We start from the raw sequence: 22,943 nt of genomic DNA, 5'->3' as shown, positions 1-22,943 counted from the left end.
TCCGGCCCCGCCCCGGGAGAGGGGAGGGGGCGGGGCCGGACGCGGCCGGGGGGAGAGGGATCAGTTGCTGGTGTAGGCGGCGTCCATCTCGGTCAGGGCGTCCTCCACGGAGGCGGCGCCGGAGAACAACTCCTGCACGACCGTGAAGTGGATCTGCTGGACGCGCGGGTTGGGCCAGAGCTGGTCCATGAAGGGAACGGTGCGGTCCTGCGCCTGGTGGTCGACGAGCACCGACAGCGCGGGGTCGATCTCGTGGCTGTCGTCGGGCAGCGCGGGCAGGGTGCCGCCCTCGGCGGCGTAGATCGCCTGTCCCTCGACGGAGCCGAGGAACTCGGCGAAGGCGCGTGCGTCGCCGAGGTTGGTGCTCTCGGCGTTGACGCCGTAGGCGGCGGAGACCGAGGCGGGCATCCGCGTCTGCTCGGGGTCGTCGGTGGCGGGCAGGGCGAACAGGCCCAGCTCGACGTCCCCGGCCTCCTTGCGCACCTGGGACAGGGTGGTGGCGACCTGGACCAGGCCGACCGCCCGCCCCTGCGCCACGGCGCTGATCGACGCCTCATAACTGGTGCCCAGCGGGTTGTCGGTGAAGCATCCGGCCTCGTCCATCTCCAGGTACTTCTCCATCGCCGTCTTCCATTCGGAGTCGGAGAAGCTGGTCTCGCCCGCCGCCATCCGCTCGTCGAAGTCGGGAGTGTCGGCGTAGACGGTGGTCGCCACCAGCGCGTAGGTGACCAGTTGGGTGACCCACGGGGTCTGGTTGCCCAGGGCGAACAGGGCCATGTCGTTGTCCTGCGCGGTCGCGCACAGGTCGAGCATCTCGCTCCAGGTGGCGGGCTCCTCGGCCCCGAGGTCGGCGAGAAGGTCCTTGCGGTAGATGGCTCCGATGCCGCTGAAGGTGACGGGGACGACGTAGGTGGTGCCCTCGAACTGCGTGACGGGTTTGTCCCCCTCGGAGATCTTGTCCGCGAACTCGGTGTCGTCGAGGGAGACGAGGTAGCCCTCGGGGGCGAGCACGTGCAGGGCTCCGGGGTTGCCGTTGCCGGGCCAGACCGTGAAGACGTCGGGGGCGGTCCCGGAGGACAACTGCGTGCGCAGGGTGCTCTGCAACTGGTCGGTGTCGGCGTAGGTGACCGTCACCTCGATGTCGGGGTGCTGCTCCCGGAACGCCTCGATGACGGCGTCCATCGGCACGCGGTCGGTGGAGTTGGCGGCCACGGTGATGCCGTCGGCGGCGGCCTCCTCGGTTCCGCAGGAGGTCAGCGCGGCGACGCCCACCAGCGCCGCCAGCGCGGCCAGGGATCTGGGCTTTCTCATCGGGTTCTCCAATACGGGGAAGGGGATGCGGCGGGGCCGGGGACGGGGTCAGCCCTTCAGTCCTCCGGCGAAGCCCTGGATGATGCGTTTCTGCATGGCGAAGTAGGCGATGAGCACCGGAGCCGAACCGATGATCAGCCCGGCGAAGACGAGCGGCCACTGCGAGACGTACTGGCCGACGAAGCCGAACAGGGCCACGGGGATGGTCTGCTGGCCGGTGCCGCTCAGGTACAGCAGCGGGGTGAGGAAGTCGTTCCAGACGAAGATGACGTTGAGGATGACCACGGTCCCGGTGATCGGCCGCAGCAGCGGGAAGACGACCCGGACGAACGCGCGCACCGGCCCGCAGCCGTCCATCAGCGCGGCCTCCTCGTAGCCGCGGTCGAGGGTGCGCAGGAACCCGGTGTAGAGGAACACCGAGAACGGCATCTGCACCCCGGTGTAGAAGATGGTCAGGGCGAGCGGGTTGCCGAGCAGGCCCAGGTCGCGCATCGTCTGGTACAGCGGGATGAGGGCGAGTTGGAACGGCAGCAGCAGGCCCAGCATGAACAGCGCGAACACGCCCCGGGACCAGTGCCGGGTCGAGCGCGCGATCGGGTAGGCGGCCAGGGCCGACAGCACCACCAGCAGCGTCACGCTGGAGACGGTCACCAGCGCGCTGTAGAGCGTCGCGGCGCCCAGCCCCGCCTCGCGCCAGGCGTCGCCGAAGTTCGCCAGGGTCGGCTCGGTCGGCGGGGCCAGGGGCGAGGCGGTGGAGTCCTCGGAACGCAGCGCGAGGACGACCAGTACGTAGACGGGGAAGGCGAACAGCAGACCGGCGCCGATCATGACCGCCTCCAGCAGCGCGGTCCTCCAGGTGTAGCGCTTCACGACGCCCTCCTCTCCTGGCGGCTGAGGTAGCCGTACTGGAAACCGCTGATGACGATCACGAACAGGGTCAGCACCACGGCCATCGCCGTGCTGTAGGCGTACTCGTTGAACTGGAACGCCTCGCGGTAGATGACCGTCGACAGGGTGTCGGTGGCCCTGCCGGGGCCGCCCTGGGTCATCACCCAGACCTGGTCGAACAGCTTCAGGCCGCCGATCATCGACAGCATCAGGTTGATGGTCGTGGCCGGGGCGAGCATCGGGCGCACGACGTACCAGAACCGGCGGACCGCCCCCGCCCCGTCGACATCGGCGGCCTCGTGGATCTCCCGGGGGATGGACTGGAGTCCGGCCAGGAAGATCACCATCGAGTAGCCGGCGAACTGCCAGACGATGACGGCGACGACCGACCACAGGGCGATGTCGGGGTCGCCGAGCCAGTCCTGGCGCAGCGCGCCCAGGCCGACGGCCTCGAAGGCCGCGTTGATCGCCCCCTCGGGGGAGTAGAGGTACTTCCACAGGTAGGCGGTGACCACCGGGGTGATGACGGCCGGGGCGAAGAAGAAGACGCGCAGCACGTTGCGCGACTTGATCCTGCTGTTGACCCCGAGCGCCAGCAGCAGGCCCACGGCGTTCTGCACCAGGGTGACCGCCACGGCGACGAGCAGGGTGTTGCCGAGGGCGTCGCGGGCCTTCTCGTCTCCGAGGAGTTCGCGGAACCGGTCGAGGCCGACGAACGCGTAGTCGGCGGAGATGCCGTTCCAGTCGGTGAAGGCGTACAGGGCGCCTCGGGCGCTCGGCACGAGGACGGCGAAGCCGAAGAAGGCGAGTGCCGGAAGGGTGAACCACCACGGGACCGACACCCCGGTGCGCAGCGCGCGGTGCGGCCGGGGTCGCGGACCGGGGGTTCGGGGCCGCGGTGGGGGCCCGCCCGTCTTCACGGACGCGGCCGGTGGGGCTGGTGAGGCCATGTCGGATGGTCCTCCGTCTGATCGTGCCCGGAAAGCGCCGTCAGGTGGCGGGGCGCCCGGTGCGGTGCGCGGCTCTTCCGGGTTTAACTGGTTTGAAACGGTTCATGCGATGGGGTGAAGTTAGACCCTGGTACGTAACCGAGTCAACCCCGGTGCGTGGAAGGGATCACATTCGGCCCCTCGGCGGCCGCAGGTGCGCGGCGGGGTGGGGGCGGTGCGCGGAAACGTCGAGAAGAGCGGATATATCCGCTCTGTACTGGAGATTTTCTCCGGGGTGCGCGCGGCCGGGAGTGCTTCCGAGGGGACGGCGCTCTGACGTCGATCTTGACGGAGCCGTTTCTGGTTCCTACCGTTGCATCTTGATTCTTCTGATTTAACCGTTTCAAGTAACCTGTTTCCCGGTGCTGGTCCGCATCCCCACCGGACCAGCACCGGCCCCCAGACGAGGAGAACCCGGTGCCCCAGCAGCACAGCGTCCCCTCCGGCGTGTCCCTCGAAGCGCCGACCGCCGAACACCACCGCGTCGCGCTCGGCATAGGCGAGGCCGCGCCCCGACTGTCGTGGACGGTGCGCAGCGCTCCCCCCGGTTGGACCCAGGACGCCTACGAGATCGAGATCGGCGGTGGCGGCGAGACGCGGCGCAGCGGACGCGTCCCCGGCGCCGAGTCGGTGCTGGTGCCCTGGCCGACCGCCCCCCTGGGCTCGCGGGAGCGCCGGACGGTGCGGGTGCGGGTGTGGGGCGGCGGGGCGGACGGGCCGTCCCCGTGGAGCCCGCCCCTCGACCTGGAGACCGGGCTGCTGCGCCCCGACGACTGGTCCGCCCGGATGGTGACCCCCGCGGACGGCCTCGGCGACGACGAGCGGCCCGTCCTGCTGCGCGGCGTCCTCGAACTGCCCGCCCCGGCGCGCTCGGCCCGGCTCTACATCACCGCCCACGGCCTCTACCAGGCCGAACTCAACGGAGTCCGGGTGGGCGACGAGGAACTCGACCCCGGCTGGACCAGCTACCACCAAAGACTGCGCTACCGCACCCACGACGTCACCCGCCTGCTGCGCCCCGGCCGCAACGCGCTGGGGGTCTGGCTCGCGGAGGGCTGGTACCGCGGCCGACTGGGCTTCCACGGCGGCAGCCGCGCCGTCTACGGCGACCGCACCGGACTGCTCGCCCAACTGGAGGTGGAGTGCGCCGACGGCAGCGTCGTCCGCTTCGGCACCGACGAGAACTGGAAGGCCGCCCCCTCGCCGATCCTCTTCTCCGGCCTCTACGACGGCGAGCACCACGACGCCCGACTGGAGACGCCCGGCTGGTCCCTGCCCGACTTCGACGACTCCCACTGGAGCGGCGTCCGCACGGTGGAACGCGACCGCGCCACCCTGGTGGCCCCCCTCTCCCCGCCGGTGCGCTGCGTGGAGGAGGTCGCGCCGGTCGCCACCTGGACCTCCCCCTCGGGGCGGCGCATCGTGGACTTCGGCCAGAACCTGGTGGGACGGCTGCGGCTGCGCGTCAGCGGACCGGCCGGAACCGAGGTCACGCTGCGCCACGCCGAGGTGCTCCAGGACGGCGAACTGTGCACGCGGCCGCTGCGCCACGCCGCCGCCACCGACCGCTACGTGCTCTCCGGCGACGGGGTCGAGGAGTGGGAGCCCAGGTTCACCTACCACGGCTTCCGCTACGCCGAGGTCACCGGCTGGCCGGGGGAGTGGACCGACGGCGCGGTCGTGGCCCGCGTCCTCCACACCGACCTGCGCCCCACCGGCTCCTTCACCTGCTCCGACCCGCTGCTGCAGCGCCTCCACGACAACGTCGTGTGGAGCATGCGGGGCAACTTCGTCGACATCCCCACCGACTGCCCCCAGCGCGACGAACGACTGGGCTGGACCGGCGACATCCAGGTGTTCGCGCCGACGGCGTCCTTCCTCTACGACTGCTCCGGCATGCTCGCCTCCTGGCTCGCCGACCTGGCCGTCGAACAGTACCCCGACGGCACCGTTCCCTTCGTCGTCCCCACCATCGACGCGCCGACCTGGACGCCCGCCTGGCCCGCCGCCGTCTGGGGGGACGTCGCGGTGCTGCTGCCCTGGACGCTCTACCAGCGCTTCGGTGACGACCGGGTGCTGCGCGACCAGTACGCCAGCGCCACCGCGTGGGTCGACCTCGTCGCGAGCCGCCTCGACGCCGACGGCGTCTGGCGCGCCGACCGGCAGCTCGGCGACTGGCTGGACCCCGCGGCCCCGCCCGAGGACCCCTTCCAGGCGCGCACCGATCCCACCCTCGTCGCCACCGCCTACTTCGCCGCGTCCGCGCGGACGATGGCCGACACCGCCCGCGTCCTGGGCCGCACCCGGGACCAGGAACGCTACTCCGGGCTCGCCGAGCGCGCCCGCGCGTCCTTCGGCGCCGCCTTCGTACGCCCCGGCGGCCGACTCACCAGCGACACCCAGACCGCCTACACGCTGGCCCTCCACTTCGACCTGATCCCCGGAGCGGCCGCGCGCGGCGCCGCCGCCGACCGGCTGGCCGAGCTCGTCGCGGAGGAGGGGCACCGCATCGCCACCGGGTTCGCCGGAACCCCACTGGTCTGCGACGTCCTCGCCGCGAACGGCCACCTGGCCACCGCCTACCGGCTGCTGCTGCAACGCGAGTGCCCCTCCTGGCTCTACGCGGTGCTCCAGGGCGCCACCACCGTCTGGGAGCGCTGGGACAGCCTGCTGCCCGACGGACGGGTCAACCCCGGCGAGATGACCTCCTTCAACCACTACGCCCTGGGCGCCGTCGCCGACTGGCTGCACCGCACCGTCGCGGGCCTGGCCCCCGACGCGCCCGGCTACCGGAGGCTGCGCGTCGCCCCGAGGCCGGGAGGCGGACTCGAACACGCCGGGGCGAGCCACCTGACGCCCTACGGCCGGGCCGAGGTCCGCTGGCGGCGGAGAGGCGGTGAACTGCTCGTCGACGTCACCGTCCCCACGGGAACCACGGCGGTCGTCGACCTGCCGGGGACACCGCCCGTGGAGGTCGCCGGCGGACGGCACGGTTTCCGCGTACCGCACCCTCCCGCCGACGCCGACGAGGTCCCGGCGCAGGCCGCCGGACGCGGACGGTGACCGCTCCGGGCGTGTCGAGCACTACCATCGAGGACGAGAATTGAAGCGTGCCAAACCCATGTCCGTCCGCGGGGGACCGGAGAGCGCGACCATGAAGACCGTCAGTATCAGGGAGGTCGCGCGGGAGGCGGGCGTCTCCGTCGCCACGGTCTCCAACGTGCTGAACCGCCCCGAGATCGTCGCCTCCCGTACCCGCAACCGGGTGCAGGCGGCCATCGAGGCCCTGGGATACGTGCCCAACCTGGCCGCCCGGCAGCTCAGCAACGGAAGCAGCACGGCCGTGGGGATCGTCCTGTTCGACGTGCGCAACCCCTTCCTCGCCGGAGTCGCCCGGGGAGCCGAGGACTTCCTGTACGGCGTGGGGCAGACCGCCGTGCTGTGCAACACCGACGTCGACGCCGACCGTGAGCAGCGCTACCTCGACATGCTCGCCCAGCAGCGCGCCCAGGGGGTGCTGGTCACCCCGGCCGCCCTGACGGGGGAGTGGCTCGACGGCCTGCGCGACCGCGGCCTGCGGGCGGTTCTGTTCCACAACTCCACCGACTATCCCCACATCTGCTCGGTGGCGGTCGACGACGTGGGCGGCGGCGAGCTGGCGGCCACCCACCTGCTGGCGCGCGGCCACCGGCACATCGCCTGCGTCACCGGCCCCTCCGACATGCGCCAGTCCATCGACCGCCTGGAGGGCTGCCACCGGGCCGTCGCCCGCGCCGGGCTGCCCGCCGACTCCGTGGAGGTGGTCGAGGTGGGGGCGTTCACCCTCGACCAGGGCCGCCGGGCGGGGGAGCGCATCCTGACGTCGGCGACCTCGGCCACGGCCGTGTTCTGCGCCAACGACCTGCTGGCGCTCGGTGTGATGCAGGTGGTCACCAGGGCTGGCCTGCGCGTCCCCGAGGACCTGGCCGTCGTCGGCTACGACGACATCGACGCGGCGGCCACGGCGGGGGTTCCGCTGACCACCGTGCACGTCGACGGCCACGAACTGGGCCGGGCCGCCGCCCGCCTCCTCGTGGACGAGGTGACCAACCCCAACGAGCACCGCCACCGGCGGCTGCTGTTCTCCCCCCGTCTGGTGGAGCGGGCCTCCAGTTGACCCGCGTCGGCGCCGCAGGCCGGGGCGGGGTCAGGCTCCGGGACCCGGAGCGTCCGGTCCGCTGCCGGACGCCGCGTCGATCACCTCGTCCAGGACCTCGCGGGAGCGCACCAGGTCCCTGATCATGCGGTCGATCCGCTCCCGTTCCGCGACGAGTTCGGCCACCAGGCGGGGGGTGGCGGTCGCGGCCGGACCGCCGTCGCCGTCCCGTGAGCAGGGCAGGATCTCGGCGACCTTCGCACTGCCCAGCCCGGCCGCGAACAGCTCCTGGATGCGGATCACCCGGTCGACCGCGCCCTCGGGGTAGTCGCGGTGGCCGCCCGGGGTGCGCCCCGCTTCCAGCAGTCCCCGCTGCTCGTAGTAGCGCAGCGAGCGCTCGCTCACCCCCGTACGCCGGGCCAGTTCACCGATGCGCACCACCCACCCCCGCCCGATCAGCACTTGAACCTGACATTGATGTCAGACTCTACCGTGGCGGCATGAGAACCACACCGCTGCTCACGCCCTACCGACTGGGACCCCTGCACCTGCCCAACCGCATCGTCATGGCGCCGATGACCCGTTTCCGTGCCGCCGAGGACGGCACCCCGCAACCGATCGTCGCCGACTACTACGCCCAACGCGCGGGCGCGGGCCTCATCATCACCGAGGGCATCTGGCCCAGCCGCCGGGGGCAGTCGGGATGGCGCATCCCCGGATTGCAGACACCCGAGCACGTCCGGGGCTGGCGGGTCGTCACCGACGCCGTGCACGCGGCCGGCGGGCGGATCTTCGCGCAGTTGATGCACGGCGGACGGATCGGACATCCGCTGGCCCGCCTGTCCGGGGACGTCCCGGCGGGCCCCTCGGCGGTGGCGGCGCCGGGGCCGCTGCGCCTGCGCGGCGGCGCGAAGGCGGACCCGCCCACACCGCGCACGATGACCCGCGAGGACATCCGCCAGGCCGTGCTCGACCACGTCGCGGCGGCCCGCAACGCCGTCGCCGCGGGCTTCGACGGCGTGGAGCTGCACGGCGCGAACAGTTACCTCATCCACCAGTTCCTCGCCGACAACACCAACCTGCGCGACGACGAGTACGGCCCCGCGACGCCGGCCGGCCGCGTCCGCTTCCCCGTCGAGGTCCTCACCGCCGTCGCGGACGCCGTCGGCGCCGAACGCACCGGCCTGCGTCTGTCCCCCGGCAACCCGCAGGCCGGAATGGTCGAGAACGACCCCGCGCCGGTCTACCGGAGCCTGCTGGCGGCCCTGGACGGTCTGGGGCTGGCCTACCTGCACCTCACCGACAACGACCGCTACCCGGCCCTGGCGGACCTGCGCCCCCGCTGGCACGGCCCCCTCATCGCCAACGTCGGGGAGAACCGCGCCCCCACGACCAGACGGGACGGCGAGTCGGTCCTCGCCTCCGGATCCGCCGACCTCGTCTCCTACGGCCGCGCGTTCATCGCCAATCCCGACCTGCCCGAGCGTTTCGCCCGCGGCGCCCCGCTCAACACGGTCGACAGGGCCCACCTGTACACCCCGGGGCCCAGGGGTTACACCGACTACCCGGCCCTGGAGGAAGCGGCCGCCGGACCGCTCTCCGCGCTCCGCGCCGCCCCGCGCTGACCGGTCCGCTGCGCACGCCGCCACCGCGCCCGCGGGACCTCCGCCGCACGGCCGCTCAGGTGCTCTCCTCCGCCTCGGCGAGCGCCAGGCCGTCTGCGAGGTCCCGGCGGACGCGCCGCAGGAACGCCGTCACCGCGTCGAGTTCGTCCCCGTACCGCGAGGCGAACCGTCGGACCAGCGGCTCGCGGGCCCGCTCCGCGTCGACGGCGAGGGCCTCGCCCTCGGGGGTCAGGGACAGGAGGACGGCCCGCCCGTCGGCCGGGGACCTCTCCCTGCGGACGAGCCCGGCGGACTCCAGGCGGCCGATCAGTCGGCTCGGATGCCCCGACTCGGCGACGAGCAGCCTCGACAGCTCCTTGAGGGTGACCGGACCGGAACGGCGCAGCGCCATCAGCGCGTCCGCCTGGACGCAGGTCAGCCCCAGCGGACGGAACGCCTCGGCGAGGGCGGCGTTGAGCTCGGGCACGAGCGCCTTGAGTTCGTGGGCGAAGGCGGCGGCCGACGGGACCGGCGTGGAACTAGGTGACATGTGTCGTATCCTGAGGACGATTTACATAACATGTTACCTATTTCCGGAGGGTCCATGCATCACCGTCTGGTGGCCCGCGTCACCGCCTTCGGCACTGCGCGGGTGGTCCGGGTGGACCGCGAGGAGACCCGCCCCCCGGGCAGGAGACGGGTCCGGGTGCGCGTCACCCACGCGTCGCTCGGTTCCACGGACGTCATGGCCCGACGCGGCGGGTACCTCCTCCAGCCGCGCCCGGGCTTCACCCCCGGCTACGACTTCGTCGGACGGGTCGAGACCGTCAACGACGAGGCCGCGCGGTACGGCCTGGAGGAGGGGACGCGTGTGGCCGGGATCCTCCCGGGGATGGGGGCCCACGCCTCGCACGTCACCGTTCCCGCGTCCCTGCTCGTCCCGGTCCCCGAGGAGATCCCCTCCGCCGTCGCCGCCGCGCTCCCGCTCGACCTGGTCACCGCCCGGCACGCGCTCGACCTGCTCTCACTTCCCGAGCGGGGAAGCGTTCTCGTCCAGGGAGTGACCGGGGCCGTCGGACTGCTCATCGCCCAGCACGCCGCGCGCCGGGGCGTCCGGGTCCACGGCACCGCCTCGGAGCGCGGCCGCGGCCTCGCCGAGGCGCTCGGGGTGCAGGTCTTCGACTACCGGGCCCCGGACTGGGCCGAACAGGTGCGGGCGGTCACCGGCGGTGTCGACGGAAGCGTCGACCACACCGGCGGCGCGGCCGTCCGCCGCGCCACGTCACCGCGCGGCCGTGTCGTGCGGATCGCCTTCGCCGGGCGCCCCGGCCACGAGCGGATCGACGCCCTCACGGGAACCGTGCGCACGGCCGCCCGATTCGCCGCGCGTCCCGCAGAGCGGCTGTGCTCGGTACCCGTCCACACGTCCGTCCGGCGTGCCGCGTATCGACGGCTGCTCGGCGAGCAGCTCGCTCTCGTCGCGGCCGGGGGACTCGTTCCGCCCTCGGTGCGGGTGGCTCCGTTCGCCGGGATCGAGGCCGCCCACCGCCTCGCCGAACGGCCGGCTCCCGGTGAGAAGGTCGTTCTCCGGATGACCGACGACGGCACCTGACCCCGAGGGGCGACAACGCGGGAAACGGTCCCTCCCCGGCGGGCCGGGCGAGAACGCCGCCGGGCGTGAGCCGGGTCCGCCGCGCCGCCGCTCACAGGCGGTGCAGTCCCTCCAGCACCCGCTCCAGCAGGTGGCGGTCGACCCTGGAGGGACGGTGGTGCGCGTCGACCACCAGGGCAGCGTCCCGCAGCAGACCCACCAGCTCCACCGCCGCGCCCAGCGGCGTGCCCGTGTCGGCCGCGAGGTCCAGCACCTGCGCCCCGGCGGGCCCGGCGCGCAGGCAGGCCGCGTAGACCACCGCCGCGGACCGGGGCAGGTCGGCGGGCAGGGACGTCTCCGGGTCACGCACCCGCACCCGGTGCAGACCGGTGACCGGAGGCCGGGACCGGCGACGCCGCCCCACGTAGGCGTCGGTCCTGAAGGCACACCGGTCCGGCCCCGTGCCGATCTCCCACCGCACGGCCGCCCCGTGCCCCCCTGCCGACGGTGAGGAGGCGAAGAGGCCGATGGCCCCCTCGGCCCACGCCACCGTGGTCCGCCGTGTCCCGAGGAGTTTCTGAACGCAGTCCCCGGCCGGTCGCTCGGGTTGCCTGCCGCCGCGCATGTTCTTCTTCCTTCTGGAGTTCTCGGGGGACCGGGCGGCGCGGTGCTGTCTCCGGTCCCGTCGCCACCACACCTATTGAGCGGCACGGCACCGCCCGGGGTCGAGAGGCGGAAACGGACAACCCGATCCGTCGGAAACCGGCATCTCCCGCCGCGCGCCCGGACACCACCGGCCGACGACCGGGACGGAGACGGCGGCGGACTCCTCCCCCCACCGCCATCGGCCACGCATCTCACAACCCGCGGCCGGAGGCAACTCAGCCGCGCAATTCCGCCGCGGAACGCATCAGTGCAGGTAAGCCGGGGGAAACCGTAACGGGGTCCTGCGGCGCGGTTCCCGCGAGGAATTCCCGGAAACGGCAGGAAGCGCAGGTGGCCGACATTTTTCCTGGTCAGCAGGGAGAGGAAATGCCGGACGGAGAAGTGACCGGTACCCTGAAATCGGCATAACTTCAGTCCAATCGCGAATAATCCCTTCTGGTCGGTGGATCGCCTCCCGGGAAAACGGGATGCTGAATCCGACAGTCCGTCCTGTTGGTCCGATCCGCGGAGGAGGAGCCGGTGCCCCGCCCCCCGAAGCCACTACGGCCGGAACGGTCGCCCGCTGACTGGTTCGGCGCGGAACTGCGGTACTGGCGAGAACACCGGAAGCTGACCCAACGGGAACTCGCCCGGCACGTGTGGGTCAGCACGAGTCTGGTCGGACGGATCGAGGTCGCCGAGCGGTCCTGCCCGCCCGATCTGGCGTGGCGCCTCGACAGAGTCCTCGACACGGGGGGAGTGCTCGCCCGCGCGCTGAGGCTGGTCACCGCGGCCGACGGGGAATCCGCCACCGAATCGGACAGTGTCAAAAACCCGACAGCGTGTTCTGTCGCCTCCGAAACCGCGCCTCTAGAGTCGCACCGTGACCTTTGGTCGGCATCGGGAACGATCCACGACATCGCTGAGACCACGGTGAATGACCTGATGAAACGCAGAGAGGCGCTGGCGGCGGGAGGCGCGCTGGTCGTCGGGACGGCACTGACCGAAACACTGGAGCGCTGGCTCGTTCCCGACCGGCGGCCGACCGCGTCGGGACGCGGAGTCCTGGGAGAGGCGGAACTGGGACGGATCGAGGCGGGGGTGGCCACCCTGCGCCGCTGGGACGACCGGTGGCGTCTGGGTATCGGCCGCAAGGCGGTGGTGGCCCAGTTGTCGGAGGTGGCGGAGCTGGCCGGGAGGTCGCAGCCCGCGGCGGTGCAGCCCCGGCTGTTCCTGGCGATGGCCGAGTTGTCGCGGATCGCGGCGTCGATGTTCTACGACGACGGCCACCACCCGGCCGCGCAGAAGTACTACACGCTGTCGCTGCGGGCCGCCCACCAGGCGGGGCCCGAGTACGGACTCTACGGGGTGGGCGTCCTCGCGGACATGGCCCGGCAGATGCTGGACCTGCACCGGCCCCAGGACGCGCTGGAGATCTCCCGCCTGGCGCTGGACGGCGCGCGGTCCCGCAAGGCCCCGGCGGTGCTGACGGCGATGCTGTACACCCGCGAGGGGTGGGCGTACGCGCGGATGGGGCGGGCCCAGGCCTACCGCCGCACCGTCGCGCAGGCCGAGGAGGCCATCGACGGCGGCGCACGCGAGTCGCTGCCGGAGTGGGCGAGGACGTTCGACCATGCCGAGCTGTCGGGGGTGGTGGGAGCGCGCTACCGGGACCTCGCGCAGGGCCAGGACGACCCGGCGGCCAGGCGCAGAAGCGCCGAGTCCTCGGTCCACCACATCACCGAGGCGCTGCGGCTGCGCCCGCCCTCCCAGCGCCGCGGACAGGCGTTCGACCTCATCGGTCTGGGCCGCACCTACCTGCTGCTCGGCGAACCGGCCGAGGCGGCGAAGGCGGTCCGAAACGCCGTGGAGGTCGGGGACGGACTGGGCTCGGGCCGGGTCCGTCGGCGGCTGCGCGACTGGCACCGGGAGGCTGCACCGTTCCACCGGGAACCGGCGGTGGCCGAACTGCGCGGAGAGTTGTCCCGTACGCTCCTGACCGAGAGTCGAACGTGACGAAAGGGATGCGGGAGTGCGAATCGGGATCACCGGGCATTCCAATCTGGCCGCCGACAGCGTGCCCCTGGTGCGCGGGGCGCTGGCCGAAGCGCTCGGGCCGTACGCGGACGCCGACCTGGTGGGGGTCTCCTGCCTGGCGCGCGGAGCCGACCAGCTCTTCGCCGAGGCGGTGCTGGAGGCCGGAGGACGGCTGGAGGTGGTGCTGCCGTCGGCCGACTACCGGGAGACCAAGGTCAAGCCGGACAACCGGGAGCGGTTCGACCGGCTGCTGGTCCGCGCGGCGTGGGTGCGCTACATGTCGCACCTGAGCGCCGGAAGGCAGGCCTACGAGGACGCCAACGAGGCGGTGCTGGGCGGTGTCGACCGGCTGTTCGCGGTCTGGGACGGCCGGCCCGCCGCGGGGAGGGGCGGCACCGCCGACGCGGTGGCGGCCGCGCGCGCCAGGGGAGTGCCGGTCGACGTCATCTGGCCGGACGGCGCCCGACGGGAGTAGCCGCTTCCGTTCGGGAGCGTTCCCAAACGGTGCGGACCGCTCGGCGCGAAGTCAAGCCCGGGAAACCGACAGTTCCTCCCGAGGGCCGGGGCGGACGCCGAGCGGCGCCGCGCTCCCGCTCCCGGACCGGCTCGTCCGCCCTGAGCCGGGCTTCCTCCAGGCGACCCGCGTCCGGGCGGTCCCGCCGCACCGCAGCCGGAACCGGCGGCCCGCGCGTCCGGAACCGCTCGCGGCTGTCGGATCGCGTTTCGCGCAACGCGGGCGGGGTGGAACGGTGGAGACCGGTCCGTGCCCGGCGGGGAAGCGCCATGGACGGTTCCCGTTCCGCCGCGTTCCGGCTCCGCCCCGTGCGAGGCCCGCCGGGCCGCCGGTTCCGGCTGCGGCGCGGCGGGGACCGTTCTTCCCCCGGCCGTCACCTCGCGGCCATCGGCCCCTCAGCCGGATGCCGAGGTCACCGGGTTGGCTCTTCCGTTGAAACCTCAACCTCGTCAACGGAAGGAGACCGGTGGACACCTCGCGCACGACCACGGTGCTCGCGGCGTCGGTCCTCCTCGGCGCGGCGGCGCTCGCCACGGCCCCGGCCGCGGCGGCGCACCCGGCCGCCGAGCCCGTCACCATCAACGTCCTCTCCGACGTCCAGGGCGACCTCGCCGACTTCGGCGCCGTGCTGGACGCCTACGCGTCGTTTCCCGCGGCCGACCACATGGTCGTCAACGGAGACCTGGTGCCCAACGGGCGGGAGGCGGAGTACGAGGCGTTCTTCGCCGTGCTCGGCTCCCGCGAGCACCCGCCCGCCAGCTACACCATCGGCAACCACGAGTTCTACAGCGGCGCCTCCAGCGAGGTCCACGTCGAGCGTTTCCTGCGCCACACCGGGATGCCCCGCGTCCACCACACCGTCATGGCGGGCGACGTGCCGGTGGTGCACATCGGCAGCCTCGCCAACCCCGGTCGGTGGGCCGTGGGCAACCAGGTCGAACTCGGCGCGGAGCAGCTCGCCTGGCTGGACGCCGAACTCGACCGCTTCGACGCCGACCGGCCCGTCCTCGTCTTCGGCCACCACCCGCTGCCGCACTCGGTGTCCGGCACGGTCGGCGAGGGCCGCCAGGACTACTACGACCTGGACTACGCGGAGGCAGACCAGCTGCTGGCGATCCTCGGCGACCACCCCAACGTGGTGTTCTTCTCCGGCCACACCCACTACAGCCTGGAACGCGACGACTGGATGAACCGCGTGGTCGTCGAGGGCGGCGCCGCCGAGGGCTTCCTCGCCGTCAACACCGGCGCCGTGCAGACCGAGTGGGGACCCAACCCCGGCGGTCCCAACCGGGGCGAGTGGAGCGGGCCGAGCAGCTTCAAGCAGGCCCTGCGGGTGACCGTGGACGGCAGCGAGGTGGAGGTGACCTCCCTCGACTTCGCGACCGGGAGCGCGATCCGCGCGGTGACCGTCGACGTGGCCGGTGACCTCGCCCCCGTCGAGGACGCCGACCCGGTGTGGCCGGGCGACCCGCTCGCCCCCGAACCGGGGGCCGACGGCGCCCTCGCCGCCAAGCGCGCCGAGGTGCGCCACGGCAAGAAGGCCGAGTTCTCCTACACCACCGACCTGCCCGACCGGGGCAACCAGGTCGTCGTCTACCCCGCCGGGGAGATCACCGACGACACCGAGCCCGTCCTGCGCGCCGACGCCTCCCGAGCCGAGGGCAAGGTGAAGTTCTCCACCGGCGACCTGACGCCGGGCGAGTACACCGCCTACCTGGTCACCCCGCAGGGCCGCACCTCGCTGGCCGACCCGGTCGCCTTCACGGTGGTCGACCGCTGAGCCGCGTCGTCCGATGATCCCGGCACCGGGGCCTCCGCACGGGCCCCGGTACCGGGATCGGGATTCTCCGCCCGCGGACGGATTCCCGACCGCCGGGTTTCCGACAGCGGACGATCCCCCTCCCGCCCGGACGGCCCCGGGCCCCGGAGCGGACGGGAGTCCGGTGACCGCGAGCGACGGGCCTGGAGAAGACGCCCCCGCGGCGGCGCTCACACCCGACGACCCGCCGAACGGACCGGGTGCGCCCGCCAGGCGGCCGGACCTCCCGGTGGCTGAACCAGCGCGCGGAACGGGGAGAACCGACGCTTTTTCCGTCCCCTCCTCCCCGGCGCTGACCACGCTGGGAAGCGCGTCCAGAACGGTCGTTTTCCTGGTCTGTGCGGAGAAGTGTCAGAAAAGCCACGTCTTTTTCTTTTCTGCCCGGGTAATCACGCGTAGCGTGACGGTCGCCCCCGCCCCGGTGCGGAACGGCGGCACCGTACGGTCCCGACCCTGGCGCGGACGCGGAGAACGGGTCCTTCGGCACCGGTGTCCAGTGGAGGACCGGCGGCGCCGCGGCGCGTCCGGAAGAGGACCGCCGTGGTCCCGACAGGCCCGTGCGGAGCGCTTCCGCCGGGCAGGGCGCCGCACAACCGAGAACAGGGGTCCCGGCCCGGTGCGCGCGACACCGGCCCGGGGCCTGTGCCCCTACCCGAGAGCGCAGGTTGAGGACCTGATGGCTGAGGTTTCCGCCCTTCACGTGCCCGCGGCGCGGCGCACGTCCCGCATCCGCCGCCGTGTGCTCCCTGCCCGGTCCGCCCCGGCCGGGAAGGCGGTGGTGTGGTGAGCGTGTCCTCCACGTCCTTCCCCGGCACCCCCGACAGCGTGGCCGCCGCCCGTGCGTTCGTGGTCGGGTGCCTGCGGGCCTTCCCGGAGGCACCCGTCCCGGACGAGGTGGTCGAGCGGGCCGAACTGGTCACCTCGGAACTGGCGACGAACGCCCTGCGTCACACCCGATCCGGCGATCCCGGCGGAAGCTACGAGATCCGCGTCGAGGTCGACACTCGCGGTGTCCGCGCCGAGGTGCGCACCCGGCCGCCCAGGCTGCCCACCGTCCCGCACGTGGTCGCCCCCGGCGGTGACTTCTTCCGTGAGTCCGGCCGCGGCCTGCTCCTCGTCGACCGGTTGGCCACCCGCTGGGGCAGCCTGGCCCCCCGGGCCGAGGGCGTCTACTTCGTCCTTCGGTGGCCGGACGGTCGGCGCCCCGCCCCCACGGCCTGACCGCCGGAAAGGCGTCACAGCCGTCCGGCGGCCGCCGCGGCGAGGGCGTAGGCGTCGGCCTCCTCGCGGGAAAGCGGCCCGCCCAGCAGCACCCGCCGGTGGTAGAGGGGCCGGTCGCCGCGGCCAGCAGGCGGTGGGGGTCGGTGCCGGGCGGGACCTCGCCGCGCCCCACGGCCCGGCGGACCACCCCGGCGCACCGCTCGTGGCACGGAGAAGGCGGATGGTTCCGGCCCTTTGGCCGGAATCGGCCAGTTTCCGGAGAATCTGCGGCAGGGAAGAGAATACGCGCAGGTGGGTGAACGGCTGCTGATCCCGTCCGGCTCCCGTCTGCTTTATATGAGGTTTACGCCTGTTTCCGGCTGGGCTAGCTTTGCCACGGCTTGATGGCTTCTGGCCGAATCACCACGGTTCGGCTGCTTTTAACGTTTCCTGGAACAGGGTGGAACTTGTGCTGCGCGGTATGAGTGCGAGCGTGCTGGCCGGTGTGGCGGCGGGGCTGCTGTGGGCGGTCCCGGCGGCGGCCGACGACGGGACAGGCCCCGAAGCGAGCGCCCAGAGTACGGGGGCGACACTGGAAGTGCATTCCAGCGACTACCCCGACGACGAGCGGTTCCACGGAGCCCCCGACCAGCCTGGAGAGTTCACCTTCTCCAGCGTCGGCGGGGACACCAAGACCTACTACTACAGCCTCAACAGCGACACCTGCACCGTCCCGCTCGTCCCGGACACTCCCGGCGGCTCGGTCACCGTCACCCTCACCCCGTACAAAGACGGCCCCAACATGATCTACGCGCGCACCGTCAACACCGAGGGGCGTTCCTCGGCGTGCACACGGGTCTACACCTTCCTGGTCGCCCCGTTCAGGGACCCGGTCGCGCACTTCCCCTTCGACGAGGGGAGCGGCACCACCGCCGCCGACGTCGAGCGGCCGGGAGAGACCGCGACCGTCTCGGCGGGGGTCGACTGGATCCGCGGCCGGGTGGGAGCGGTTCAGAACCACCAACCCCGCCTGGAGGGCACCGCGGTTCGCACGCACGGCGCCTCCGGAACAGGCGAGATCACCACCGGCGGGCCCATCGTGGACACCACCGAGACGTTCACGGTGGCCGCCTGGGTGAAGCTGGACAGCAAGGACGCCAACCACACCGCCGTCGCCCAGGACGGCACCGAGCAGAGCCCGTTCCACCTGGGCTACCAGCACAGCGAGGACGCCTGGGTGTTCAAGTTGCCGCCCGCCGACGCCCACCTGCCGGAGACCCCCGCCTGGACCTACGCCCTGTCCACCGAGCCCGCCCGGACCGGGGTGTGGACCCACCTGATCGGCACCTTCGACGCGGCCACCGGCGAGGCCGCCCTCTACGTCAACGGTGAGAAGCAGGGCACCGCCGTCCACGAGGACGCCTGGACGGCCAGTGGCCCGGTGACCATGGGCCGCGGCAGGTACCAGGGGACCGAGGACTACCACTGGCCCGGCGGTATCGACGACGTCCGCTTCTACGACCGCCTCGTCAAGGACACACTCATGCCCGGAAGCCGCCCCGACGAGCAGACGGAGGTGTGGAGGCTGGCCAACCGGTTCGTGGCCCTGGAGGGGCATTGGCGACTCGACGACTACGAGGGCACCACGGTGACCGACGCGAGCGACCACGCCTTGGACGCCACCCTCACCGGAGACCCGGCCACCGTGTGGAACACCGCGTTCAACGACTGGATCTACGTTCCCGCGGCCAGGTTGAACGGTGTTGACGAGTACTTCGCCACCACCGGTCCGGCGATTCGCACCGACGCGAGTTTCAGCGTGGCGATCTGGGTGCGCCTGGAGGAGGCCGGCACCGATCCCGTCGCCCTCAGCCAGGACGGCGAGCAGCACAGCGGGTTCACCCTGGGAGCGCGCAACATCGACGGCGTGGACCGGTGGGTGGTCAGGATGCCCCAGGCCGACACCGCGGGGAGCCCGTGGACCCAGGTCGCCTCCACAAGTCCCGCCGAACTCGACGAGTGGACCCATCTGGCCGCCACCTTCGACGCCACCACCGACACCCTCACCCTGTACGTGGACAGCTTCGAGGACGGCACCGCCACCCACACCACCCCCTGGCACGCCGACGGTCCGGTGCGTATCGGCGCCGCCGAGTCGGAGGGCGCCCTGACCGGTCTGTGGCCTGGTGACCTCGCCGAAGCCCAGGTCTACCAGGGAGTCCTCGACGATTACGGTGTCGTGACCGCGAAGTATGGAATGGCGGCCGTGCCCAGCGAGTAGCGGTTCCTCCCGGTCCCGGCGGACCCGCCGGGACCGGGAGACCACCCGACCTGTTCGGGTAGCGCGTTGGCGCCTTCCGTGAGCCTCTCGACTGACGGTGCACAGGCTCGACCGTTCCGACCCACCGGATTCCCCTGGCCGACAACGGAGATGTCCCTGTTGCCAGACAGGACCGTGCTCCGCAACCGGTGGACAGCGGCGTTCGGGATCGGCAGCGCCGCACTGCTCCCTTTTCTCCCTGGTCGTCGCTCTGGCTGCGATGACCAGAGTGAGGCTTGTCCGTTGGGTTCTGACTGGGCTTTGACGGCGGAGTTCGCGCGGGGTGTGTGACCGGAGCGCGGGACGTGTCACCGATGTCCTGCACGTCTCGCGTGGTGAGGAGCAGTGGCGCACCATCACCGAGCACCGGGGCGACCGCACTCTCGTCACCCCGCCTGAGGGCGGCATCGCGACCACGACCATCGTGGACGCGCGGGGGCGCACCGTGGAACTGCGCGAGCACCACGGCCCCACCCCCGACAGCGCCTACGACGCCCTCACCTACACCTACGCCAGACACGGCGGCACGGCCACGGTGACCGACGTCGAGGGCAACGTGTGGGAGACCGTCTACGACCTGCGCGGCCGCAAGGTCGCAAGCACCGACCCCGACACCGGCACCACCACCTACACCTACAACGACCTCGACCAGTTGGTGTCCACCACTGATGCGCGCGGTGAGACGCTGGCCTACACCTACGACGCGCTCGGCCGCAAGACCGGCCTGTTCGACGACTCCCCGCAGGGCACCCAGCGCGCCGCGTGGGTCTACGACACCAAGGCCAAGGGCTACCTGACCTCGACCACCCGCTACAACCCCGACGGCACCCTGGGCAGTATCAGCCTTCCTGCGGGCGGCACTCTGGGCAGGGAAACGGTCGTCTACGAGTACAACGAACTCGGCATGCCGGTGCGGGTCGAGGGTTTCGGCGACGACGTCTACGTTGATGAGACCGTCTACTCCCGGACCGGCAACCTGCTGCGGCGCACGCTCGACCTGGACGGCTCCGGGGCGGACGTGACCTGGGCCACCCGGGACTACGACCTTGCCACCGACCGGCTGGTGTCGAGCAGCGTGGTGCACCAGGTCGGTTCCGGGTCGCTGCTGGAGCAGAACTACACCTACGACGCCTCCGGCAACATGACCGGCCGCACCACTGCGTCCCGCGACCAGGACCTGGAGTGGGACGCCGAGGGCAGACTGGTCGAGGTCACCGAGGAGGACGGCTCCACCACGTCGTTCCGCTACGACGCCGACGGACAGCGGCTGGTCCGCGACACCCCCACCGAGGCGGTGCTGTACCTGGCGGGCATGGAGGTCCGGCTGGACAAGACCGTGCCCTCGGTGGAAGCCACCCGCTTCTATGAGCACGCGGGCGAGACCGTGGCGGTGCGCACCGGTGACGGCTCGGTGCACTGGACGTTCTCCGACCACCAGGCCACCGGACAGTTGGCGGTGCACGCCCTCACCGGCCAGACCGTGCGCCGCCGCACCACCGCCTTCGGCGCCGACCGGGGCAGCACCGGCACCTGGCCCAGCGACAAGGGCTTCGCCACCATGCTGGACCAGGGACCTCGGGGCACCTCAGCTGTTTCGTTCTTGGTGAGTAGAAGTGTCTGGACTGGTCAGGGGAGTCCGACCAGATCCAACGAGCGGGTGAAGGTGTCGTAGGACAGCGGGTCGCGGCTGGGATGCTCGCGTGTCCGAGTGCGGCCAGCAGTGGGACGGCCCGGTTGCGTAGCATCGTCATGTTCTGCTGTCCATGCCCGGTGCGGACATGGGCAGCTTCGGCTCCGATCGACGCCGTGACCGGGTTGGTTCCCGAGTTGCGTCCACGTCGATGCTGTGACGTGTGACGCTCCTGTGGCGGGCGGTGCCGCACCCTCGTGGTGTCCCCCTGCACGCGCCCCCTCCCGTCCCCGCGTTCGGAACTCCCGGTGGCCCGGGTCACACTGGTGGGATGGCGCGTTCCTCCAACGGCGAGTCCGTCTTCTCCCGGGTCGTGCGGATTCTTGAGGCGTTCGGCCCGGAGCGGCCGGTGCTCGGGGTCGCCGAGCTGTCCCGGCGCACCGGGCTGTCGCTGGCGACGACGTCCCGGCTGGTGAGCGAGCTGGTCGAGCACGGCTGGCTGGAGCGCGGCCCCGACCGGCGGCTCACCGTCGGCATGCGGCTGTGGGAGGTGGCCTCGCGCGCCTCCCCGGCGCTGGGGCTGCGCGAGGCCGCCATGCCGGTCCTGGAGGACGTCCACGCCGTCGTCGGCCACCACACCCAGCTCAGCGTCCTGGAGGGACGCGAGGTGCTCTTCGTCGAACGGCTGTCCGCCCCCGGGGCGGTCATCAACGTGACCCGGGTGGCCGGGCGGCTGCCGGTGAACGCCTCCTCCTCGGGGCTGGTGCTGCTCGCCCACGCCCCCGCGGCCGTGCAGGAGGAGGTCCTCGCCGGGCCGCTGGAGTCCTACACCCCGCACACGCCCACCGGCCCCGGGAAGCTGCGCGCCCTCCTGGCCGAGGTGCGCCGCACCGGCGTCGCGGTGTGTCCCGGGTTCATCGACGAACGCGCCACCGGTGTGGCCGTGCCGATCCGGCTGGACGGGCGTGTCGTGGCCGCCGTGTCGGTGATCGTCCCCAACGATGGCGGCGCCCACGCCCAGATCCCGCTGCTCCAGGCCGCCGCGCGGGGCATCGCGCGGGCCATGCGCCCCGGACAGGAGTGACCCGCGTCACCTTCTTTTTCCGTTCAATGGAAACGCCGTAGTGTCGTGGGCCACATTCCTCGGATTCTCGGAAGAACCCGGAACCGAGGAGTGACGATGACTGCGGCCCCCACCTCCGCCACCACGGCGTCCGCCTCCCCCGCCGCGCGGGGGAGCACCGCGATCGAGCTGCGCGTCGCGGCGAAGACCGCGGTGGCCGACGGCGTGGTGACGCTGACCCTCACCCACCCCGAGGGGCGACGGCTGCCCGACTGGACCCCGGGCTCCCACATCGACCTGACCCTGCCCAACGGGACCACCCGCCAGTACTCCCTGTGCGGCGACCGCTGGGACGCCCACTCCTACCGGGTGGGCGTGCTGCGCGAACCCGCCAGCCGGGGCGGCTCCGCGTTCGTCCACGACGAGCTCGCCGAGGGCGACACCGTCACCATCGGCGGACCGCGCAACAACTTCCGCCTCGCGCCCTCGCCCCGCTACCTGTTCGTCGCCGGAGGCATCGGCATCACCCCGCTGCTGCCCATGATCGGCCAGGCCGACCTGCTCGACGCCGACTGGCACCTGCTCTACGGCGGCCGGACCCGCGCCACCATGGCCTTCCTCGACGAACTCGCCCCCCACGGCGACCGCGTCACCGTCGTCCCCCAGGACGAGCAGGGCCTGCTGGACCTGCCCGCGTGGCTCGGTGAGGCCCAGGCCGACCGCAAGGTCTACTGCTGCGGCCCCGCCCCACTGCTGGACGCGGTCGCCGAACTGACCCGCCACTGGCCCGCCGGTCTGCTGCGCACCGAGCGCTTCACCGCCGCTGAGCAGGGTGCCCCCTTCCGCGGCACGCCCTTCGAGGTGGAGCTGCGCCGCTCCGGGCGGACCGTCACCGTCGGGCCCGGCCGCTCCGTGCTGGACGCCCTCGCCGACGCCGGAGTGCCCGTCCTGTCCTCCTGCCGCAGAGGGGTCTGCGGCACCTGCGAGACCGACGTGCTGGAGGGGATTCCCGACCACCGCGACTCCGTCCTCGACGACCGGGAGCGCGCCGCGGGCGACCGGATGCTCGTGTGCGTGTCCCGCGCCCGCACCGACCGGCTCGTCCTGGACCTGTGACCCGCACCGAAGCGACGAGGAGACGACGATGACCGCACCCACCGCCACGACCGCCCCGCCCACCAGCGATGCCGACCCCTT

General features: G+C 72.3%; 18 protein-coding genes. 12 read left to right on the top strand and 6 right to left on the bottom strand.

Going from position 1 to position 22,943, the window contains the following annotated elements; all coding sequences use genetic code 11:
- Positions 1 to 60 precede the first annotated feature (60 nt).
- The 3 genes from NI17_RS08555 to NI17_RS08545 are packed head-to-tail and all read right to left on the bottom strand — an operon-like array spanning position 61 to position 3,149.
- On the bottom strand, positions 61 to 1,311 hold the full coding sequence (locus NI17_RS08555) for an ABC transporter substrate-binding protein (RefSeq protein WP_119267589.1): 1,251 nt from the start codon (positions 1,309 to 1,311) through the stop codon (positions 61 to 63).
- 48 nt (positions 1,312 to 1,359) lie between these two features.
- Entirely contained in the window at positions 1,360 to 2,181 is an 822-nt protein-coding gene (locus NI17_RS08550) for a carbohydrate ABC transporter permease (protein WP_068694161.1), read from the bottom strand.
- Positions 2,178 to 3,149 (bottom strand): carbohydrate ABC transporter permease, encoded by a 972-nt coding sequence (locus NI17_RS08545; RefSeq protein WP_068694163.1) that lies wholly within the window; start codon positions 3,147 to 3,149, stop codon positions 2,178 to 2,180. The genes NI17_RS08550 and NI17_RS08545 overlap by 4 nt, the downstream gene beginning before the upstream one ends.
- Positions 3,150 to 3,605: 456 nt before the next feature.
- Between NI17_RS08545 and NI17_RS08540 the strand changes: the two genes are divergently transcribed.
- Both NI17_RS08540 and NI17_RS08535 read left to right on the top strand, forming a co-directional pair.
- Positions 3,606 to 6,251 carry a glycoside hydrolase family 78 protein gene (locus NI17_RS08540; RefSeq protein ID WP_068694165.1) on the top strand — a complete coding sequence of 882 codons (2,646 nt, stop codon included), beginning with the start codon at positions 3,606 to 3,608 and terminating at the stop codon, positions 6,249 to 6,251.
- A 91-nt stretch (positions 6,252 to 6,342) separates the two neighbouring features.
- On the top strand, positions 6,343 to 7,344 hold the full coding sequence (locus NI17_RS08535; RefSeq protein WP_068694177.1) for a LacI family DNA-binding transcriptional regulator: 1,002 nt from the start codon (positions 6,343 to 6,345) through the stop codon (positions 7,342 to 7,344).
- Positions 7,345 to 7,374: 30 nt separating this feature from the next.
- Here NI17_RS08535 and NI17_RS08530 read toward each other — a convergent pair whose 3' ends face one another.
- Positions 7,375 to 7,761 carry a MerR family transcriptional regulator gene (locus tag NI17_RS08530; RefSeq protein WP_068694179.1) on the bottom strand — a complete coding sequence of 129 codons (387 nt, stop codon included), beginning with the start codon at positions 7,759 to 7,761 and terminating at the stop codon, positions 7,375 to 7,377.
- Between the two features lie 62 nt (positions 7,762 to 7,823).
- Here NI17_RS08530 and NI17_RS08525 point away from each other — a divergent pair, with 62 nt between their 5' ends.
- Complete coding sequence (locus NI17_RS08525; protein WP_068694167.1) at positions 7,824 to 8,948, top strand: alkene reductase; 1,125 nt, start codon at positions 7,824 to 7,826, stop codon at positions 8,946 to 8,948.
- 55 nt (positions 8,949 to 9,003) lie between these two features.
- Here the strand turns inward: NI17_RS08525 and NI17_RS08520 are convergent, their stop codons facing one another.
- Positions 9,004 to 9,477, bottom strand: a complete 474-nt coding sequence (locus tag NI17_RS08520) for a MarR family winged helix-turn-helix transcriptional regulator (protein WP_084012897.1) — start codon at positions 9,475 to 9,477, stop codon at positions 9,004 to 9,006.
- 54 nt (positions 9,478 to 9,531) lie between these two features.
- Here NI17_RS08520 and NI17_RS08515 point away from each other — a divergent pair, with 54 nt between their 5' ends.
- Complete coding sequence (locus NI17_RS08515; protein ID WP_068694169.1) at positions 9,532 to 10,539, top strand: quinone oxidoreductase family protein; 1,008 nt, start codon at positions 9,532 to 9,534, stop codon at positions 10,537 to 10,539.
- A 91-nt stretch (positions 10,540 to 10,630) separates the two neighbouring features.
- On the opposite strand, the gene NI17_RS08510 is transcribed toward NI17_RS08515, so the two are convergent.
- Positions 10,631 to 11,143: a DUF742 domain-containing protein gene (locus NI17_RS08510; RefSeq protein WP_234402172.1), complete on the bottom strand. Its 513-nt coding sequence runs from the start codon at positions 11,141 to 11,143 to the stop codon at positions 10,631 to 10,633.
- A 560-nt stretch (positions 11,144 to 11,703) separates the two neighbouring features.
- Between NI17_RS08510 and NI17_RS08505 the strand changes: the two genes are divergently transcribed.
- The 8 genes from NI17_RS08505 to NI17_RS08470 all read left to right on the top strand — a co-directional run bounded on the left by NI17_RS08505 (position 11,704) and on the right by NI17_RS08470 (position 22,862).
- Positions 11,704 to 13,179, top strand: coding sequence for a helix-turn-helix transcriptional regulator (locus tag NI17_RS08505; RefSeq protein WP_119267601.1), 1,476 nt, complete (start codon positions 11,704 to 11,706; stop codon positions 13,177 to 13,179).
- 16 nt (positions 13,180 to 13,195) lie between these two features.
- Complete coding sequence (locus tag NI17_RS08500; RefSeq protein ID WP_068694172.1) at positions 13,196 to 13,675, top strand: hypothetical protein; 480 nt, start codon at positions 13,196 to 13,198, stop codon at positions 13,673 to 13,675.
- Positions 13,676 to 14,180: 505 nt separating this feature from the next.
- The gene (locus NI17_RS08495) at positions 14,181 to 15,494 is read left to right on the top strand and encodes a DUF4073 domain-containing protein (protein WP_068694173.1); all 1,314 of its coding nucleotides are present in this window, start codon (positions 14,181 to 14,183) and stop codon (positions 15,492 to 15,494) included.
- Between the two features lie 822 nt (positions 15,495 to 16,316).
- Complete coding sequence (locus tag NI17_RS08490; RefSeq protein ID WP_068694192.1) at positions 16,317 to 16,754, top strand: ATP-binding protein; 438 nt, start codon at positions 16,317 to 16,319, stop codon at positions 16,752 to 16,754.
- A gap of 460 nt (positions 16,755 to 17,214) precedes the next feature.
- Positions 17,215 to 19,014: a LamG domain-containing protein gene (locus NI17_RS08485; RefSeq protein ID WP_068694175.1), complete on the top strand. Its 1,800-nt coding sequence runs from the start codon at positions 17,215 to 17,217 to the stop codon at positions 19,012 to 19,014.
- A gap of 322 nt (positions 19,015 to 19,336) precedes the next feature.
- A complete protein-coding gene (locus tag NI17_RS08480) occupies positions 19,337 to 20,725 on the top strand; it encodes an RHS repeat domain-containing protein (RefSeq protein WP_119267587.1) in 1,389 nt (462 codons plus the stop codon).
- 289 nt (positions 20,726 to 21,014) lie between these two features.
- A complete protein-coding gene (locus NI17_RS08475; protein WP_068690679.1) occupies positions 21,015 to 21,767 on the top strand; it encodes an IclR family transcriptional regulator in 753 nt (250 codons plus the stop codon).
- Positions 21,768 to 21,863: 96 nt separating this feature from the next.
- A complete protein-coding gene (locus NI17_RS08470; RefSeq protein ID WP_084012563.1) occupies positions 21,864 to 22,862 on the top strand; it encodes a PDR/VanB family oxidoreductase in 999 nt (332 codons plus the stop codon).
- Positions 22,863 to 22,943 lie beyond the last annotated feature (81 nt).

Origin of the sequence: Thermobifida halotolerans, from assembly GCF_003574835.2 — a bacterium.
GTDB lineage: Bacteria > Actinomycetota > Actinomycetes > Streptosporangiales > Streptosporangiaceae > Thermobifida > Thermobifida halotolerans.
This window is presented reverse-complemented; position numbering and strand designations above follow the sequence as displayed.

What these genes read in the sequence shown, in the direction of transcription:
- NI17_RS08470 (WP_084012563.1), top strand. Translation starts at nt 21,864, where the DNA reads ATGACTGCGGCCCCCACCTCCGCCACCACGGCGTCCGCCTCCCCCGCC.
- NI17_RS08545 (WP_068694163.1), bottom strand. Translation starts at nt 3,149, where the DNA reads ATGGCCTCACCAGCCCCACCGGCCGCGTCCGTGAAGACGGGCGGGCCC.
- NI17_RS08515 (WP_068694169.1), top strand. Translation starts at nt 9,532, where the DNA reads ATGCATCACCGTCTGGTGGCCCGCGTCACCGCCTTCGGCACTGCGCGG.
- NI17_RS08555 (WP_119267589.1), bottom strand. Translation starts at nt 1,311, where the DNA reads ATGAGAAAGCCCAGATCCCTGGCCGCGCTGGCGGCGCTGGTGGGCGTC.
- NI17_RS08485 (WP_068694175.1), top strand. Translation starts at nt 17,215, where the DNA reads ATGAGTGCGAGCGTGCTGGCCGGTGTGGCGGCGGGGCTGCTGTGGGCG.
- NI17_RS08475 (WP_068690679.1), top strand. Translation starts at nt 21,015, where the DNA reads ATGGCGCGTTCCTCCAACGGCGAGTCCGTCTTCTCCCGGGTCGTGCGG.
- NI17_RS08535 (WP_068694177.1), top strand. Translation starts at nt 6,343, where the DNA reads ATGAAGACCGTCAGTATCAGGGAGGTCGCGCGGGAGGCGGGCGTCTCC.
- NI17_RS08520 (WP_084012897.1), bottom strand. Translation starts at nt 9,477, where the DNA reads ATGTCACCTAGTTCCACGCCGGTCCCGTCGGCCGCCGCCTTCGCCCAC.
- NI17_RS08510 (WP_234402172.1), bottom strand. Translation starts at nt 11,143, where the DNA reads ATGCGCGGCGGCAGGCAACCCGAGCGACCGGCCGGGGACTGCGTTCAG.
- NI17_RS08525 (WP_068694167.1), top strand. Translation starts at nt 7,824, where the DNA reads ATGAGAACCACACCGCTGCTCACGCCCTACCGACTGGGACCCCTGCAC.